The sequence below is a fragment of the Pseudomonas sp. B15(2017) genome (genome assembly GCF_002113215.1).
Taxonomy (GTDB): Bacteria; Pseudomonadota; Gammaproteobacteria; order Pseudomonadales; family Pseudomonadaceae; genus Aquipseudomonas.
This window is the reverse complement of record NZ_NEJZ01000005.1, coordinates 91,287-109,159: the sequence shown is the minus strand read 5'-3', so window position 1 is coordinate 109,159 and position 17,873 is coordinate 91,287. Positions and strand designations below refer to the sequence as shown.

Sequence of the window (17,873 nt, the reverse complement as noted above, 5' to 3'; positions counted from 1 at the left end):
ATCGATAAGGAAATCGATATGAGCCTGATTGATGAATCCGCCCAGACCATCAATATAACGTTCAGCCTTCCACCTGACTTCAATGCCCCTCTCGACGGAAACAATGAAACCGTTGTCGATGTTCAACGGGTCAACACCCGGCAAACAACAAACATCAAACACTGGCGACATCCCTCCATTGTCGGCGGCCAGTGGAACTTCCGGTTCCCGCACCGACACAGTGAAGTCAGCGTCAAATACCGCATCACCATCCAGTTGTTTCACAATCGACAACCCTTGCTGCTGGAGCAGGCACATTTCGTCATTGTTCATCAGGCGCCCCATCGCCAGACGCTGCATCTGAGTCCGATCGGTTACCTGTACGTTGAAGTGCAGGAACCCAAAATGATTCCCCCCGAACAGGCAATCACCATCAGCCTGCATGAAAACGAAAGTCCCGATGTCGAACTGGCGCGCGTTTCTCACGATGAGGAAACTGCCACTTCGTTTTATCTTAAATATGATCCGGAGCATGTGGTGCCCGGCAAACGGTATGCACTGACGGGAATAGAAAACAGGTATCACCAACGGCTGTCCGTATTTCCTGAAGATGTTGAACTTGTACCTGCGACACGTGCGCCCCGATCGCGCCTGTCGGGGATGATCAATCAGTGGCTGAATGAACCGTTACGTTTGCTCACTGACTCATTATCCAAAATCCGCTAGATTTCTCTGGGCGCCCCTCTGGCGCTCAAGTCTTTTGAGGTCCCCATGAAAAAACTTTCTCTTCTCGCCGCCGCCACCTTGTTGAGCGCTTGCCAATCCACCACACCGAGCGGCAAAGCGAGCCTCGACGGCGAAGTGTTCTACCTGCAGCGCATCGCCCTGCCGCCAAGTGCGACCTTGAGCGTGAGCCTGCAGGACGTTTCGCTGGCCGATGCGCCGGCCGTCGTGCTCGATGAACAGAAAGGCCCGATCAAGGGACAAGTGCCGCTGCCGTTCCATTTGAGCTACGATCCGGCCCAGGTCAAACCCGGCCACCGCTACTCGGTCAGCGCACGCATCGAAGTCAACGGCGAGCTGATGTTCATCACCACCGAAAACCATGCCGTGCAGCTCGATGGCAAGGATCCCCGGCCGCTGAAGATCCGCGTCGACGCTGCCCGCTAACGCACCTATCAATAAGGAAGCCTTCATGCTCCGCCCTACCTTTCGCTTCGCCGGCCTGTGCGCGGGCCTGATGATCTCCGCCAGCGCCATGGCCCTGTCCCTCAGCGACCTGTCGCAAGGCGACGCCACCGGCGGTCTCAAGGATGCCCTGACCCAGGGCGCGCAACTGGCCGTCAAACAACTCGGCACTCCGGGCGGCTTCAGCAACAATCCGGACGTGAAGATCGAACTGCCGGGCAAACTCGGCAAAGTCGCCGGCAAGATGAAAGCCTTCGGCATGGGCGCCCAGGTCGAGGAACTGGAAACCGCCATGAACAAGGCTGCGGAAACCGCCGTCACCCAGGCCCAGCCGATCCTCGTCGACGCCGTGAAGAAAATGAGCGTGGAAGACGCCAAAGGCATCCTCAGCGGCGGCAACGACTCCGCCACCCGATACCTGGACAAATCCAGCCGCGAACAGATCCGCACCAAGTTCCTGCCCATCGTCAAACAGGCGACCGACAAAGTCGGCGTAGCCCAGAAATACAACGCCTTCGCCGGCCAGGCCGCGACCTTCGGGGTGGTCGATGCGAAGAGCGCCAACATCGAAAGCTACGTGACCGAACAAGCGCTGAACGGCCTGTTCGAGATGATCGGAAAACAGGAAGAAACCATCCGCAAGAACTCGGCTGCTGCGGCGACGAGTCTGGCGAAAAAAGTGTTCGGTACCCTCTAAACCGGCACCACACGGGAGTGAGCTTTTTCACTCCCGTTGTTCAATCCGTCGCCAGCAGACACACGTAAAAAGTACACCCACTCGCGTCCCATTTTTTTCTTCTCGAAAACCTGCAGTTCAACCAACCCGCTCAACGTCAACACCGCTGTGTTGTAGGCACAACCAAGATGCTCCTTGACGTTCCCCGCCGTAAATTCCTTCGCCACCCCGCTCCTGGCCACCTGATAAATCGACCGCTGTCGCTCTGTCAGCCGATCAAAAAAGCCCGAACAGGTCAGCCAGCGTTCGAAGCCTTCGCTGTACGCCACACTCTTGCGGTACACATCGGTAAAACCCTCCACCGCCCGCAAAATCACCGAACACTGAAACTCGATGAAGTACGTCAGGTCGAGCTCATCAGCCTCGCTGTGCAAATACGACCGCCCGTACTTTACCGGCGCGTTGCGCAGTAAAAGACTGATCGCGATATAGCGAAACGCCGAAAACTCGTGCTTGAACATGAACCAGTAAAACAGCGCCCTGGCGACCCGCCCGTTGCCATCGCGAAAGGGATGTTCATAGCCCAGGGCAAAGTGCAGCGTGATCGCCTTGATCAGCGGATGCAGGTAGTTTTTTTGTCGAGGTGAGCCCTGTGGTTGATTGATCCACTGCGAGAGCAAATCCAGTCGCCTCACCAATCCGACCGCAGGCGGTGGCGAGTGCACGGTATTCCCTTCGCCGTCCTGCACCACCACTTCATCGTTCGTCCTGAAAAGCCCGGGGTCGTACTGCTCGTCATCAATACCCTCGACACCGACCCGATGCATCGACGCAATCAACTCCACGCTCAAAGGTTCGTAACGTTTTTCCCAGGCGAAATTCATCATCCGGTAATTACCCATGACCATCCGCTCATCCGGCGTACGCGGCTGACGCCGTTGCTTGAGCATGTCCTTGGCGACACGAGTGGTGGTCGCGGCGCCCTCCAGCTGACTGCTACTGATCGCCTCATCCTCGATCAAATCGTTGAGCAGATAACTGAAATGCGCCCGCTCGCCTATCTGGCTGGTCATGTATTCCAGCGATGCCGTCGTGGTTTGCCGATCAACCACTGAAAGGGCCTTCTGCGCGGTTGGCGTCGGCACAAACTTCCCCCACTGCGCCGGCTCCCCCAGAGGCAGAAGATGAATGTACTGAGCGGCCCGCGCCTTCTTGACCAGCGCCCAACACAAACGCGAATCCAGCCCGCTGGCCCAGCGATACCGCAAATCCTCAAAAGGCAGATACCGTCCCTGATCATCCAGCGGCTTGAGCAGCGCAAGATAATCCGCCAGACGCTGCTTGTGAGGCGGTCGCATCAATAACTCAAAGACCGGATCGGCCCGACCCTTCAATACTGGCGGTTTCTTCATCAACGCTGCTCAACCAAGGCTGAAAAACAGCATCGAGTACAGCACCGCCCACACAGCGACTCAATATCGGAGGCTTCTGGAAAACTTGTAGGAGGCGTCGCAGAGTCCTACACCATTGTTTTGCTCAGCTGTCAGGCTGACATCGCCAGCAGGCCAGATCCGACAGGATTGAGTCCAACCGATAGATCATGGTCGGCAGACAGGCCGCCACGCTCAAAAGGTTTCAGGACTCCTTACGCACCCTGAACCAAGCCGCATACAACGCCGGCAAAAACAAAAGCGTCAGAGCAGTAGCAACAATCAACCCGCCCATGATCGCCACCGCCATCGGCCCGAAGAACACACTGCGTGAAAGCGGAATCATCGCCAGCACCGCCGCCAGCGCCGTCAACACAATCGGCCGGAACCGCCGCACGGTCGCCTCAATGATCGCCTGCCAGGGCTTGAGCCCCGCCGCAATATCCTGCTCGATCTGATCCACCAGAATCACCGAGTTACGCATGATCATCCCCGACAACGCGATCGTCCCGAGCATCGCCACAAACCCGAACGGCTGACGGAATACCAGCAGAAACAGCGTCACCCCGATCAACCCCAAAGGCGCGGTCAGAAACACCATCGCCGTGCGTGAGAAACTGCGCAGTTGCACCATCAGCAACGTCAACACCACGACAATGAACATCGGCACACCGGCGTTCACCGACTTCTGCCCCCGTTCCGAATCTTCCACCGTACCGCCGACATCCAGCAGATAGCCGTCCGGCAATTGGGCACGGATCGGATCAAGCGTCGGCATGATCTGCTTCACCAGCGTCGCCGGCTGCTCCTTGCCATAGATGTCCGCGCGCACGGTCACGTTCGGCAAGCGATTGCGGTGCCAGATGATGCCTTCCTCGAAGCCATATTCCAGCGTGGCGATCTGCGACAGCGCGACGCTGCGACCGTTGTCGGTCGGCACCGCCAGACTCGGCAGCAACGACAGCTCGGTGCGCTCGTGCACGGTGCCGCGCAGGAGGATTTCGATCAGTTCGTTGTCCTCGCGATACTGGCTGACGCTGGAACCGGTCAGCGAACTCTGGAGGAATTTCGCCAGATTTGCCGTACTCACGCCCAGCGCCCGGGCGCGATCCTGATCGATGTTCAGATACACGACCTTGCTCGGTTCTTCCCAGTCCAGATGCACGTTCACCACATGCGGATTCTCACGCACCTTGGCCGCGACTTTCCGGGCCAGCGCACGAACTTCTTCGATGTGCTCGCCAGTGACGCGGAACTGCACCGGATAGCCAACCGGAGGACCGTTTTCCAGGCGCGTGACCCGCGAGCGCAGGGCCGGGAACTGCTCGTTCAAGGTGTCGATCAGCCACGTGCGCAGCGCTTCGCGCTCCTCGATGGTTTTCGCCAACACGACGAACTGAGCAAAACTCGCCGCCGGCAGTTGTTGATCCAGCGGCAGGTAGAAACGCGGCGAACCGGTGCCGACGTAAGCGACAAAGTTGTCGATGCCGGCGTGATCCTTGAGCATCGCTTCCAGGCGTTTGACCTCGCCCGTGGTATTGGCCAGCGAGGCGCCTTCGGCAAGTTTCAAATCGACCATCAACTCCAGTCGCCCGGAAGCCGGGAAGAACTGCTGCGGCACGAACCGGAACAACGCCACCGACGCCACGAACAGCAACACGGTGAGCACGATCACGGTTTTGCGCCGACGCACGCACCACTCCACCAGACGCCGCACCCGTTGATAGAACGGAGTGCCATAGGGGTCAGCATGGCCGTCAGCCGTCCCGTGTTTGGCCGCATGAATTTTCGCCAGGTCCGGCAGGAGCTTTTCTCCCAGATATGGCACGAACACCACAGCCGCCACCCACGATGCGAGCAAAGCGATGGTCACCACCTGGAAGATCGAGCGAGTGTATTCGCCGGTGCCGGACTGCGCCGTGGCAATCGGCAGAAATCCTGCGGCGGTGATCAGCGTACCGGTGAGCATCGGGAACGCGGTGCTGGTCCAGGCATAACTGGCAGCCTTGATCCGGTCGAAACCCTGCTCCATTTTGATCGCCATCATTTCCACGGCGATGATCGCGTCGTCCACCAGCAAACCCAACGCCAGCACCAGCGCACCGAGGGAAATCTTGTGCAGGCCGATGCCGAGGTAATACATGCAGGCGAACGTCATCGCCAGTACCAGCGGAATCGTCAGCGCCACCACCATGCCGGTGCGCACGCCGAGGGAGAAGAAGCTCACCAGCAATACGATGGCCAACGCCTCGACCAGCACCTGGACGAACTCGCCGACACCGGTTTTCACGGCTGCGGGCTGATCGGAGACCTTGCGCAACTGCATGCCGGCCGGAAGGTTTTTCTGGATGCGGGCGAACTCGATTTCCAGGGCCTTGCCCAGCACCAGAATGTCGCCGCCGTCCTTCATCGCCACCGCAAGACCGATGGCGTCTTCGCCCATGAAGCGCATGCGCGGCGCCGGAGGATCATTGAAACCGCGCCGCACATCGGCGACATCGGAAATGCGGAACGTACGATCACCGACCCTGGTCGGGAAGTTCCTGATCTCCTCGACTGTCTGAAAATTCCCTGAAACCCGCAGCTGCAATCGCTCGCTGCCGGTTTCGAAGAAGCCGGCGGTGGACACCGCATTCTGTTCTTCCAGCGCCTGCTGCACGGCTGCCAGCGGCAAGCCGAGGGTGGCGAGTTTGACGTTGGACAGCTCGACCCAGATCTTCTCGTCCTGCAAACCGAGCAGATCGACCTTGCCCACATCCTTGACCCGTTGCAGCTGGATCTGGATGCGATCGGCGTAATCCTTTAACACCGCGTAGTCGAAACCGTCACCGGTCAGCGCATAGATATTGCCGAAGGTGGTGCCGAACTCATCGTTGAAAAACGGTCCCTGAATGCCCGGCGGCAAGGTCTGGCGAATATCGCTGACCTTCTTGCGCACCTGATACCAGAGATCGGGAATCTCCACCGAATGCATCGAGTCACGGGCGATGAACGTGACCTGGGATTCACCGGGGCGCGAGAACGAAACAATTCGCTCGTACTCACCGGTTTCCATCAGTTTCTTTTCGATGCGCTCGGTGACCTGACGCGAGACTTCCTGGGCCGTGGCGCCCGGCCAACGGGTCTGGATCACCATGGCCTTGAAGGTGAACGGCGGATCTTCACTCTGGCCGAGCTTGGTGTAGGACAAGGCGCCGACGATCGCCAGCAAAAGCATCAGGAACAGTACGATCTGACGATTGCGCAACGCCCAGGCGGAAAGATTGAAACCCATCGGGGATTACTCCTTGTCCGCCAGATTGACCACGCGGTTGGAGCGATCCACCGGACGCACCTGCTGACCTTCCAGCAGCACGTGGACGCCAGCGGCGACCACCCAGTCGCTGGCGTTCAGGCCTTCGAGCACGGGCACGGTTTTCTCACCGAACGGGCCGGTGCGCACCGGAGTCTTTTTCAAAGTGTTGTTGGCGCTGACGACCCAGACGTAGGTCGCGCCGTTTTCGGCGGTCAGCGCCGAGAGCGGCACCGACAGCGGGATGACATCGGCGGTCTGCACGAAAACCCGGGCGCTCTGGCCCAGTTCTGCCGGGACTTTGCCGGAGGTGAATGAAATGCGTGCAGCGAAGGTGCGGGATTTCGGATCGGCGGCCGGCGACAGTTCGCGGATCTGCCCGGCGAAGCGCTGGTTCTGTTGCGTCCACAGTTCCACCGAGACTGGCTGGCCGACCTTGAAGCGACCGAAGCTCTGCTCCGGCAGGCTGATCAGCACTTCACGCTCGCCGTCAGTGGCGAGGGTGAAAACGGTCTGTCCGGCGGCGACCACTTGCCCGACTTCCACCGAGCGTTTGGCCACCACGCCATCCTGAGGCGCGCGCAGCACGGCGTAACTGGCCTGATTGGTCGAGACGTTGAATTCGGCCTTGATCTGTTTGAGGCGGGCTTCACCGGAACGGTAGAGGTTCTCGGCATTGTCGTAGGCCGAGCGACTGACCATCTGCCGTTCCATCAGGGTCTTGTAGCGGTCACGCTCGGCGCGCACCAGGTTCAGATTGGCTTCGGCAGCCGCGACCTGGGCCCGGGTGGCTTCCAGTTGCAGGCGTACATCCTGCGGATCAAGTTCGGCGAGCGGTTGATCGGCCTTCACGCGCTGACCCTCGTCGACCAGTCGTCGGCTGACTTTGCCGCCGATGCGGAACGCAAGATCGGGTTCGTAGCGGGCGCGAACCTCGCCCGGATAACTTTCCATCGCCTGCGCCGAAGGCTCTGGCTGCACCACCATGGCCGGTCGCACGCTGACTTGCGTCACCTCTTCCTTGCCACACGCCGACAAAAAAAACGCCAGACTGACTGGCACCGCAAAGGACAACGCATGGCGGAACATGGTGAAGGACCTTTCGCTAAGGAGGCTTGGAATAATTATACTGGCCGGTATGTTATTAATAGCAAACTCACCAGTCCAGTATTAAAAGCGAAGAATGTCGAACAATCTTTCCACTCCAAATGGCCCTGGCCGACCGAAGGATCCGGCCAAGCGCCAGGCGATTCTGGAGGCGGCGAAAATCCTGTTTCTGAGTCATGGCTATGCCAACACCAGCATGGACGCGGTTGCCGCCGAGGCGGGCGTATCGAAGCTGACGGTCTACAGCCATTTCAACGACAAGGAGACGCTGTTCTCTGCCGCCGTGGTGGCCAAATGCGAGGAGCAATTGCCGCCACTGTTCTTCGAATTGCCGGAAGGCATCGCGGTGGAAAATGTGTTGCTGAACATTGCGAGAGGCTTTCACCACCTCATCAACAGCGATGAATCGGTGAACCTGCATCGCCTGATCATGGCGCTGGGAAGTCAGGATCCGAAGCTGTCGCTGATCTTCTTCGAGGCCGGTCCCCAGCGCATGGTGCAAGGCATGGAACGTTTGCTGCGACGGATTCACGAAACCGGTGTGCTGAGCATCGACAACCCGCACAACGCCGCCGAGCACTTCTTTTGCCTGATCAAGGGCGCGGGGAATTTCCGGCTGTTATACGGCTGCGGAGAACCGCTGACCGGTGAGGCGGCGGAAAGTCATGTGCAGGAGGTGGTCGGGCTGTTCATGCGGGCCTATCGACCCTGATTTCCGCGGCGTCTGCACTGACGCTTTCGCTGGCAAGCCAGCGATTAGGGACGACTCGGTCTCAGGGCTTGAGCGCTTTCTTCGGGTAGATGTCGTAACGGCTGGATTTGCCATCAAGCGCATGACTCGGTTTCGGCCCTTCGATATACGGTGCCTTGCGCGGGCGCTTGACCACAACCCGATGCGTGGCCAGTGCCAACGCCGCCTCCAGCAAGGCCGGAGCATCCGGATCATCACCTACCAGCGGACGGAACAGGCGCATTTCCTTCTTCACCAGCGCAGTTTTCTCACGATGCGGGAACATCGGGTCGAGGTAGATCACCTGCGGCGGCTCGCCCTCCCAATTGCGCATCACCTCGATGGAATTGCCCTTGAGCAGCTTCATCCGCGCTACGATCGGCGCCACGTCGAAGTCTTCTGCCGCGCGGGCCAGACCATCCTCCAGCAAGGCGCCGATCAATGGCTGACGCTCGATCAGGCTCATCTCGCAGCCAAGACTGGCCAGTACGAACGCATCCTTGCCCAGCCCCGCCGTGGCGTCCAGCACCCGTGGACGTACGCCCTGAGCGATGCCGACCGCCTTGGCGATCATCTGTCCGCTGCCACCGCCGTACAACCGGCGATGGGCCGCGCCACCCTCGACGAAGTCGACCCGCACCGGCCCCGGCGCATCCGGTCCCAGTTGTTGCAGCTGCAAACCCTGCTCACCGACCTGCAGGGCAAACTCGCCGTCTGCCACCTGCGACGGCAGGCCCAGGCGTTGCGCCCACTGCTCGGCCTGCGCTTCGAACGTCGGGCCGAGGGCCTCGACATGGATGCGGCAGGCCGCGGGTTGCTCAATCATGGAAAACACGCTCAAAAAAGTTAAGGATCGGCAAAAACCGCCGATAACCCAATCAACGCGCATTTTGCCAGAGCTGAGCGTCAACCGAAAAAAATGTCAGGCATTCTTCCCACATCGATTGGCTACATTTCGCCCACAGGTGATTTCAGCCGTCATAACACTCAAGCATTGGGCGGCGTCAGCCACCTGTGGCAGGATTTCTTTGCCCAGGCACTGGCCGAACAATCGAGTGATGTGGTGCCGGCCTGCGGCACTTTCCCGCCGGTTGATCTGGAAAGTCCTGAAGAACCAACCGTCGGCAGCGAACTGCACGCGCACATCATCAGCCAGCGCGAATGCGATGTGGTCGAAACCCAGGTGCGTCCTCCGGAGCCGCTGTTCCTGCCGATCGCCGAGCTCGAACTGGATCTTGCCGAGCCGTACCCTCCGTTCCCGCCAGAAGCAATCAAGACTCAGCAAAAGCAGCAGGATTTCGACAGCAGTTGGGTTCGTCCGATCGTGATCAACAACGGCCAGCCGATTCCGGAACCGGGCCCTGCCCCGCAGAAAAAGCCGCTCTACCTGCCGATTGCCGAGTTCGAGCTGGATCTGCTGCAGCCTTACCCGCCGTTCCCGCCGGAAGAAATCGTCGAGCAGCAGAAAGCCCTGGACTTCGATAACGGCTGGGTACGCCCGATCGTTCAGCAGAACCTGCGCATCGCCGCCTGATCCCTCAGCGACACACGCTCCAGCGCCCGACATCGACATGAAAGTGATTGCGATGGGCTGCGTTGTAGTCCGGACTCAACACCACACTGAACGCCTCGCAGGCACCGTCGCGCACCTGACGTAGAAACTGCGCGTCCTGGTTTTGCTTCGGCCAGTCCTTGAGCACGCTGATCACGCGACCATCCGCGAGGCGCAAGCCGGCGATGTCCAGCGCATCGGCGCTGGCATGGCGGCTGAGTGCACCGCTCTCGCGGTTGTAGATATTGCGACAAGCGAAGCTGCCGAGGTGATCGACTCGAGCCACAGATTGACCGTAGGCCTGCTGCGCCGCCGGTTGCAGCGTATGGCGCTCGAACAGCGCAAACGCCACCGCCAAGGGACAACTGGCGAGAAAGCTGCTGCTGAGCGCCACCCCGCCGCCCTGCACGCGCAAAGCACCGATCAGCGGACATTTGGCGTCGGGACTGTCGGCCTGTGGTGAAACCCGCAGGCCGGAGCTGACCAGCGCCTGCTCGCACAAGGCCGGATCGCTGCGCAGGCGCATCAACTTGTAGCCCGTGAGCCAGTTGGGCGTCGCCTGCACGTCCAGTGGCGCCCACGGGTTCCACTGCGGCGGCACATCAAGCCAACCGCGCCAGACGCCGATCAGGCTGCCACCGATGATCAGCAGCACGGTCAACAGCGTCCAGCGCCCCATGCTCACCCCTTGAACAATTGATTGGCTTTGGCGTACGGCATCGAACGGGAGGTGAAGGTGAACGTGCCGGACTGCTGGATTTCTTCCGCCGCGCGGTAAAACTCACCCAACGCCGCCAGGGCCAGCGCCGATCCGGTGCTGATCCGCTTCACGCCCATTTCTTCGAGCTGCTGCACCGTCAGTTTCAAGCCGCCGGACATCAGCACATTGACCGGTTTCGGCGCCACCGCGCGCACCACCGCCAGAACTTCTTCGGCGGTACGCAGGCCCGGCGCGTACAGCACGTCGGCGCCGGCTTCGGCGAAGGCCTGCAAGCGGCGGATGGTGTCGTTGATATCGGGATTGCCATGCAGATAGTTTTCCGCACGGGCGGTCAGCATGAAGGGAAACGGCAAGGTGCGCACGGCCGCGACGGCCGCTTCGATCCGCGCCACCGCGTGTTCGAAGCAGTAGATCGGCGAGTCTTCCCGGCCGGTGGCATCCTCGATCGAGCCGCCCACGGCGCCCGCCTCGGCAGCTCGGATCAGACTTTGCGCCGATTGCGCTGGAGCGTCGGCGAAACCGTTTTCCAGATCCACCGCCACCGGCAGATCGGTGGCCGCGACAATCGCCCGAACATTGGTCAGCGTATCGTCGAGGCTAAGACCGCCATCGGGTTTGGCCTGAGAAAACGCATAACCGGCGCTCGTGGTCGCCAGCGCCTGATAGCCGAGACTGGCGAGCATCTTCGCGGAACCGGCATCCCACGGATTAGGGATCACGAAAATCCCCGGGCGTTCGTGCAGGGCTTTGAAGGATTCGGCTTTACGGGCTTGTTGTTGACGGGCTTGGACGTCCATCGGCAGGCTCCTGAGCAGAAAAGGAATCCGCCTCAGAGCAGGCCGAGTTGCTCGGCGGCGGGTTCTCTGTATAGCTCAGGCAAGGGGCGCAGGCCAGGCAAACGTTGCATCAGTTGTGCGTGAAAACGTTGCGCCAGCTTCGCCGCCAGGAGGTTATCGGCGGTGTGCAGGAAGATGTAGGGCGTGCGGCCCTCTTCGATCCACTCGGCGATTTTCGCCACCCACGGCACCAGAAACGGATCGTTGGCCTCAAGCTCCGGGTGGCCGATGAAGCGCACCTGCGGGAATTGAGTGAATGCTGCCGGCCGTGTGGGCACGCGGGGCTTTTTCGATTGGGCGTGGATCACAGACGACTCGGTCGACAGGCAACTGAACAACGCGCGCGGGTCGAGACAGATACGCTCCACGCCACGATCCAGCAATAGCCGGTTCAGCAGTCGCTCACTCTCGCCCTTGGCGAAAAACTGTTCGTGGCGCACTTCCACTGCCAGCGGGCAATCCAGTGCATCGATAAACGCAGCAAGCTCCGGCAAGCGATGCGGAGTGAAGCTTTTCGACAGTTGCAGCCACATTGGCGAGACGCGCTCACCGAGCGGCTTGAGTAACTGGAGGAAGGTTTCAGCGGCGGTCAGTTGATCGCGCAAGTCGCCGCTGTGGCTGATGTCACCGGGAAACTTGGCGGTGAAGCGAAAATGCTCCGGCATCACCTCGGCCCAACGCTGCACGGTGGCCGGCGAGGGGCTGGCGTAGAAGGTCGTGTTGCCTTCCACCGCGTTGAAGACTTGTGAATAGAGTCCGAGGAAATCGGAGGTCTTGGCGTCTGCCGGATACAGATACTCGCGCCAGGCGTTTTCGCTCCAGGACGGGCAACCGAGGTAGTAAGGCAGATCCATCAGATGTACAGATCGAGGCCCAGCACGTCTGCATCCCAATCGACAAAACCGGCGGTGCTCAGGTAGCTGGCCAGGGCCATGGCCACGCTTTTCTTCATCGCGCGGTGATAAATCATGTCTTGTTGGCGGGCGGGCAGATTGCTCAGGCGTTGCGCGGTGGCTTTGGCGGCACGGGCGGCCAGTTGCTCTTCGGTCGGGAATTCCAGCTCGCCGTCGATATCGTCGACGGACTCATCCAGCGCCGGATTGCCTTTGCGAGGCTTGCGCTTGATAGGGTAGGAATGAGTGGAAACGCCGTCTATACGCATAAAGTCATGCTCGGTATCGATGATGGCAATTTAGCGGCACCTGACCGACTTAGCAAATCGCCGAGTGATAACTAGAACACATAAAAGACAAAAGGTTTAAAGCGCGGGGTTAGAAACGGACGATTGGCTTTGTTGAGGTAATCACTAAACCTGTGGGAGCGAGCTTGCTCGCGAAAACATGGTTATGGTCACCATTGATGGCGACTGACCCACCGCATTCGCGAGCAAGCTCGCTCCCACAGGATCTAGCATGAATCAGCGGGCTTTCGGGGTGGCTACCTTGTCGCGCAGATAAACCGGCTGGGCGTCGTCAGCCGGAATCGCTTCACCGCGCTCCCAGGCAAATCGTGCCAGAGTCAGCAGGTCTTCAGCGTGGGGCAGCATGCCGGCATCGGAACCGCTCAGGTTTACCGCGATGCGTTCGCCATAACCCCAGCCGGTGCCGGCACCGAACCAGTCACCCGAGGCATCCTCCGGCAGCGCGGCGACTTCCGGCGGCAGCACCGCCTCGGCGCCGACCAAGCGCATCTCTCCGGCCGTCTCGCGGTAGCAGCCCCAATACACCTCATCCATGCGCGCATCGATGGCCGCCGCAACCTGGCTCACGCCGTGTTCGCGATACGCCCGTTGCGCCAGCACGGCCAGGTTCGACACCGGCAACACCGGGCGATCCAGCGCAAAGGCCAGGCCTTGCACCACGCCGATGGCAATTCGCACGCCGGTGAAAGCGCCCGGGCCACGACCGAAAGCGATAGCGTCCACCGCTTGCAGGGTGGTGCCGGCGTCGGCCAGCAGTTGCTGGATCATCGGCAGCAGTTTCTGCGCATGCAGGCGCGGGATCACCTCGTAATGGCTCGTGACCTTGCCGTCATGCAGCAAGGCAACGGAGCAAGCTTCAGTCGCGGTGTCCAGGGCCAGCAAGGTGCTCATCGATGTGTCCGTAAATCAGGTGGGGAAAAAGTGCGCCAGTATAAACAACTACGGCCCGCAAGCGGGCCGTGGATGATGCAGCGGATCAGGTTTTTCAGCTCAGCGCTTCAAGCACCTTGGCGGTGATCGCTTCAACCGAACCGACGCCAGGGATGTGGCTGTACTTCGGCTTGCCACCGTTACTGGCGGACAGCTTCTGGTAGAAGTCCACCAGCGGCTTGGTCTGCGAGTGGTAGACCGACAGGCGATGACGCACGGTTTCTTCGGTGTCGTCCTTGCGCTGTACCAGCTCTTCGCCGGTGATGTCGTCTTTACCGGCAATTTTCGGCGGGTTGTAGACGATGTGGTAAACGCGGCCGCTGGCCTCGTGAACGCGACGACCGGCGATACGCTGAACGATTTCTTCGTCTTCAACGGCGATTTCGACCACGGCGTCCAGCTCGACACCGGCAGTCACCAGCGCTTCAGCCTGAGGAATGGTGCGCGGGAAGCCATCGAACAGGAAACCCTTGGCGCAATCGGCTTGAGCGATACGGTCCTTGACCAGCGCGATGATCAGGTCATCCGACACCAGGCCACCGGCATCCATGATGCTCTTGGCCTTGATGCCCAGCTCGGTGCCGGCCTTGACCGCAGCACGCAGCATGTCGCCGGTGGAGATTTGCGGAATGCCGAATTTCTCGGTGATGAACTTAGCCTGAGTACCTTTACCGGCCCCGGGAGCTCCCAGCAGAATGACGCGCATCGATGTGCTCCTCAATTTTTTATATAAAAAACAATGGATTCGCCTCGTGGGGCCAATCTCATAAAACGGGTCGTGGCCGCCCAAACGGCCAAAGGCTGATCAAGATACACAGCAGGCTGCGCCCACACAAGACGCCAAAAGTCGGAGAAACCGGCGCCCGCCGCGACCTTGCGACGCGGTTCCCCAAGTCGCAACCCCATCATTAACTGTCGCCTGACCGCATTTTTCCCACGGTCGTCAAACGGCACCCGAGGGTTCGCCCCGGGTGCCCCGCCCCACGCAGAAAACCTTAGCCGGTATTTCGCAAACCGGCGGCAATCCCCGCCACAGACACCAGCAGCGCCTGTTCCACCGGGCTGCCCTGCTCGACATCCTGTTGCCGCGAGCGCGCCAGCAACTCGGCCTGCAATAGATGCAGCGGGTCGAGGTAGGTGTTGCGCAGACGGATGAATTCCAGGGTATCCGGGCTATGTGCCAGCAGCTGCGACTGACCGGTCAGGCCGAGGACCACGGAACACGCCTGCGACAATAGGTCGCGTAAGTGCGCACCCAAAGGCAACAGGTCCGACTGCACCAGACGCTGGTCGTAGGACAGCGCAATGTCGGCGTCGGCCTTGGCCAGCACCATCTCCAGCATGTCGATACGCGTGCGGAAAAACGGCCACTGTTCGCGCATCTGCCCCAGCAACTCGCCTTCGCCGCGCTCCAGCGCCTTGCTCAAGGCGGTTTCCCAGCCGAGCCAGGCCGGCAGCATCAGACGGGTCTGGGTCCAGCCGAAGATCCACGGAATCGCCCGCAGACTTTCGATGCCACCGGCGCGGCGCTTGGCCGGACGGCTGCCCAATGGCAGGCGACCAAGCTCCTGCTCCGGGGTCGACTGGCGGAAATACTCGACGAATTGCGGATTTTCCCGAACCACCGCACGGTAGGCGGCGACGCCGTCAGCGGCCAGTTCGTCCATCAGATGCCGCCATTCAGGGGTCGGTGGCGGCGGTGGCAACAGGGTCGCTTCGAGCACTGCCGCCAGATACAGATTGAGGTTTTGTTCGGCGATGTCCGGCAGGCCGAATTTGAATCGAATCATTTCCCCCTGCTCGGTGGTGCGGAAACGTCCGGCCACCGACCCCGGCGGCTGCGACAGAATCGCCGCGTGTGCCGGACCACCGCCACGCCCCACGGTGCCACCGCGGCCGTGGAACAGCAGCAGTTCGACTTGCTGCTCGCGGCAGATTTCCACCAGCCGCTCCTGCGCCCGGTACTGCGCCCACGCCGCCGCGGTGGTGCCGGCGTCCTTGGCCGAGTCGGAATAGCCGATCATCACCTCCTGCGGACCTTGCAGCCGTGCGCGATAACCCGGCAGCAGCAACAGGCGCTCGATCACCGGGCCGGCGTTGTCCAGGTCGGCGAGGGTTTCGAACAACGGCACCACACGCATCGGCCGCAATACGCCGGACTCTTTCAGCAACAATTGCACCGCCAGCACATCAGAGGCGGCGCCGGCCATGGAGATCACGTAGGAGCCCAGCGAAGCCGCCGGCGCAGCGGCAATTTCCTTGCAGGTGGCGAGCACTTCGGCGGTGTCGGCCGAGGGTTTGAAATGCGCCGGCAGCAATGGCCGACGGTTTTGCAGTTCGCGGGTCAGGAAGCTGATGCGCTGTTCCTCGTCCCACTCTTCGTATTTGCCGAGGCCGAGGTAATCGGTGATTTCGGTCATCGCTGCGCTGTGGCGCGACGAATCCTGACGCACATCGAGGCGCACCAGGAACAGGCCGAAGGTCACGGCCCGACGCAGGCAATCGAGCAACGGCCCATCGGCGATCACGCCCATGCCGCACTCGTGCAGCGAGTTGAAACACAGTTCCAGCGGATCGAGCAGGTCGCGATTGTTGTGCAGCACATCGGCCGGCGCCGGGGTGGTCGCCGTAAGGGATGCGTGGGCCCAATTGCGCGTGGCGCGCAGCCGTTCACGCAATTGCTTGAGCACCGCACGATACGGCTCGGCACTGTCGCCGGCCCGGGCCTTGAGCGCATCGCTGGCCTGCTGCATCGACAGTTCGGCCGCCAGGTGATCGACATCCCGCAGGTACAGATCGGCCGCCATCCAGCGCGCCAGCAACAGCACTTCGCGGGTGACGGCAGCCGTCACGTTCGGGTTACCGTCACGGTCGCCGCCCATCCACGAAGCGAAGCGGATCGGCGCGGCTTCCAGTGGCAAACGCAAACCGGTGGCCGCAAACAGCGCCTGATCGGCCTTGCGCATATGGTTGGGAATCGCCTGCCACAGCGAGTGCTCGATCACCGCAAAACCCCACTTGGCTTCGTCCACCGGGGTCGGCCGGGTGCGGCGGATTTCCTCGGTGTGCCAGGCTTCAGCGATCAGGCGTTGCAGGGTGTTGTGGATGTGCTCGCGTTCGGCCGTGGTCAGGTCGCGGTGATCCTGAGCCGCCAGTTGCGCGGCAATCGCGTCGTACTTCTGGATCAGCGTGCGGCGGGCCACTTCGGTCGGGTGCGCGGTGAGCACCAGTTCGATCTCCAGCCGCGCCAGTTGCCGGGCCAGGGATTCGGCGCTGTGCCCTTCGTTGCGCAGGCGGGCGAGCAGTTCCGGCAGTACGCGGGATTCGAACGGTGCGGCCTGGGTTTCTTCGCGGCGATGGATGAGCTGGTACTGCTCGGCAATGTTCGCCAGGTTGAGAAACTGGTTGAAGGCCCGCGCCACGGGCAGCAGTTCGTCTTCGCTCAATTGATTAAGGCTGGCGCTGAGTTCGGCGTCCATCGAGCCGCGCCGGTCGGCCTTGGCGCCCTTGCGGATCTGCTCGATCTTGTCGAGAAACGCCTCGCCGTACTGGTCACGAATAGTGTTGCCCAACAGCTCACCGAGCAGGTGAACGTCTTCGCGCAAGCGTGCATCAATATCGGTCATCAGCATCTCTCCAGCAGTAATCGGTGACGGATCGCAAGTGAGTGGATGAACAGAGAGTGCCGCTCTGGAACGCTTCTTACAAGCAGACGACGAAGGGACTTTAAACCTTGAGGCTTGAAGCTAGTCTCAACAGTAAGCCCCACAACGGCTTGCCGCCGGCTGACGGCGGACACTCACCAAGACCTGCCATGAGCAGGTGCGACATGAGGTCTATATGAAAATCCGTGAACTCGCCCAGCATTGGGAAGAAACAGCCAAGGGTCGCCTGACCGATACCGGCTACACGATTCATCTGGATGTGGAAGCCGCCGCACGGCTGGCGGCAATCGCCGAAATGTACCCCAAACGCCACGCCGAAGAACTGCTCGGCGAGCTGATCGGCGCCGCCCTCGAAGAGTTCGAAGCGAGCCTGCCATATGTGAAAGGTTCGACCGTGGTTGCCACCGACGAGGAAGGCGATCCGCTGTATGAAGATGTCGGCCCGACGCCGCGTTTTCTTGCGCTGTCGCGGCGGCATTTGCATGACTTGTCGACCGCAGCCGGCAAGCAGAAACACTGACACAACATAAATCGAAACGTGGGAGCGAGCTTGCGCGCGAAAGCGG

17 protein-coding genes are annotated in these 17,873 nt (G+C 60.8%); 6 read left to right on the top strand and 11 right to left on the bottom strand.

Going from position 1 to position 17,873, the window contains the following annotated elements; genetic code table 11:
- Positions 1–18: 18 nt before the first annotated feature.
- From CAF73_RS09780 to CAF73_RS09770, 3 genes are read left to right on the top strand one after another with little or no spacing between them, the layout of a single operon-like run.
- Positions 19–705: a hypothetical protein gene (locus CAF73_RS09780; RefSeq protein ID WP_085702573.1), complete on the top strand. Its 687-nt coding sequence runs from the start codon at positions 19–21 to the stop codon at positions 703–705.
- A 45-nt stretch (positions 706–750) separates the two neighbouring features.
- Positions 751–1,149, top strand: a complete 399-nt coding sequence (locus CAF73_RS09775; RefSeq protein WP_085702572.1) for a YbaY family lipoprotein — start codon at positions 751–753, stop codon at positions 1,147–1,149.
- 25 nt (positions 1,150–1,174) lie between these two features.
- Positions 1,175–1,864: a DUF4197 domain-containing protein gene (locus tag CAF73_RS09770; protein ID WP_085702571.1), complete on the top strand. Its 690-nt coding sequence runs from the start codon at positions 1,175–1,177 to the stop codon at positions 1,862–1,864.
- On the opposite strand, the gene CAF73_RS09765 is transcribed toward CAF73_RS09770, so the two are convergent.
- From CAF73_RS09765 to CAF73_RS09755, 3 genes are all read right to left on the bottom strand, one after another.
- Positions 1,861–3,255: a Fic family protein gene (locus CAF73_RS09765; RefSeq protein WP_085702570.1), complete on the bottom strand. Its 1,395-nt coding sequence runs from the start codon at positions 3,253–3,255 to the stop codon at positions 1,861–1,863. The two genes, CAF73_RS09770 and CAF73_RS09765, sit on opposite strands and share 4 nt — an antisense overlap.
- A 223-nt stretch (positions 3,256–3,478) precedes the next feature.
- A complete protein-coding gene (locus tag CAF73_RS09760; RefSeq protein ID WP_085702569.1) occupies positions 3,479–6,547 on the bottom strand; it encodes an efflux RND transporter permease subunit in 3,069 nt (1,022 codons plus the stop codon).
- A gap of 6 nt (positions 6,548–6,553) precedes the next feature.
- Entirely contained in the window at positions 6,554–7,654 is a 1,101-nt protein-coding gene (locus tag CAF73_RS09755; protein WP_085697312.1) for an efflux RND transporter periplasmic adaptor subunit, read from the bottom strand.
- A 94-nt stretch (positions 7,655–7,748) separates the two neighbouring features.
- Between CAF73_RS09755 and CAF73_RS09750 the strand changes: the two genes are divergently transcribed.
- A complete protein-coding gene (locus CAF73_RS09750) occupies positions 7,749–8,384 on the top strand; it encodes a TetR/AcrR family transcriptional regulator (protein ID WP_085697311.1) in 636 nt (211 codons plus the stop codon).
- 61 nt (positions 8,385–8,445) lie between these two features.
- Here CAF73_RS09750 and CAF73_RS09745 read toward each other — a convergent pair whose 3' ends face one another.
- Positions 8,446–9,228: a class I SAM-dependent methyltransferase gene (locus tag CAF73_RS09745; RefSeq protein ID WP_085702568.1), complete on the bottom strand. Its 783-nt coding sequence runs from the start codon at positions 9,226–9,228 to the stop codon at positions 8,446–8,448.
- 93 nt (positions 9,229–9,321) lie between these two features.
- Here CAF73_RS09745 and CAF73_RS09740 point away from each other — a divergent pair, with 93 nt between their 5' ends.
- Positions 9,322–9,936 (top strand): energy transducer TonB, encoded by a 615-nt coding sequence (locus tag CAF73_RS09740; protein WP_085702567.1) that lies wholly within the window; start codon positions 9,322–9,324, stop codon positions 9,934–9,936.
- A gap of 4 nt (positions 9,937–9,940) precedes the next feature.
- Here CAF73_RS09740 and CAF73_RS09735 read toward each other — a convergent pair whose 3' ends face one another.
- The 7 genes from CAF73_RS09735 to ppc form a co-directional block, all read right to left on the bottom strand.
- A complete protein-coding gene (locus CAF73_RS09735) occupies positions 9,941–10,633 on the bottom strand; it encodes an extensin family protein (RefSeq protein WP_085702566.1) in 693 nt (230 codons plus the stop codon).
- Positions 10,634–10,635: 2 nt separating this feature from the next.
- Entirely contained in the window at positions 10,636–11,472 is an 837-nt protein-coding gene (locus tag CAF73_RS09730) for an oxaloacetate decarboxylase (RefSeq protein ID WP_085702565.1), read from the bottom strand.
- Between the two features lie 32 nt (positions 11,473–11,504).
- Entirely contained in the window at positions 11,505–12,365 is an 861-nt protein-coding gene (locus tag CAF73_RS09725) for a DUF72 domain-containing protein (RefSeq protein ID WP_085702564.1), read from the bottom strand.
- Positions 12,365–12,673 (bottom strand): hypothetical protein, encoded by a 309-nt coding sequence (locus CAF73_RS09720; RefSeq protein ID WP_007954720.1) that lies wholly within the window; start codon positions 12,671–12,673, stop codon positions 12,365–12,367. The genes CAF73_RS09725 and CAF73_RS09720 overlap by 1 nt, the downstream gene beginning before the upstream one ends.
- Positions 12,674–12,928: 255 nt before the next feature.
- Positions 12,929–13,603, bottom strand: a complete 675-nt coding sequence (gene tsaB, locus CAF73_RS09715) for a tRNA (adenosine(37)-N6)-threonylcarbamoyltransferase complex dimerization subunit type 1 TsaB (protein WP_085702563.1) — start codon at positions 13,601–13,603, stop codon at positions 12,929–12,931.
- A 94-nt stretch (positions 13,604–13,697) separates the two neighbouring features.
- A complete protein-coding gene (adk, locus tag CAF73_RS09710) occupies positions 13,698–14,348 on the bottom strand; it encodes an adenylate kinase (RefSeq protein WP_085697304.1) in 651 nt (216 codons plus the stop codon).
- Positions 14,349–14,637: 289 nt separating this feature from the next.
- Positions 14,638–17,268 (bottom strand): phosphoenolpyruvate carboxylase, encoded by a 2,631-nt coding sequence (gene ppc / locus CAF73_RS09705; protein ID WP_085702672.1) that lies wholly within the window; start codon positions 17,266–17,268, stop codon positions 14,638–14,640.
- Positions 17,269–17,482: 214 nt separating this feature from the next.
- On the opposite strand from ppc, the gene CAF73_RS09700 reads away from it, so the two are divergent.
- On the top strand, positions 17,483–17,827 hold the full coding sequence (locus CAF73_RS09700) for a pilin assembly protein (RefSeq protein ID WP_085688799.1): 345 nt from the start codon (positions 17,483–17,485) through the stop codon (positions 17,825–17,827).
- Positions 17,828–17,873 lie beyond the last annotated feature (46 nt).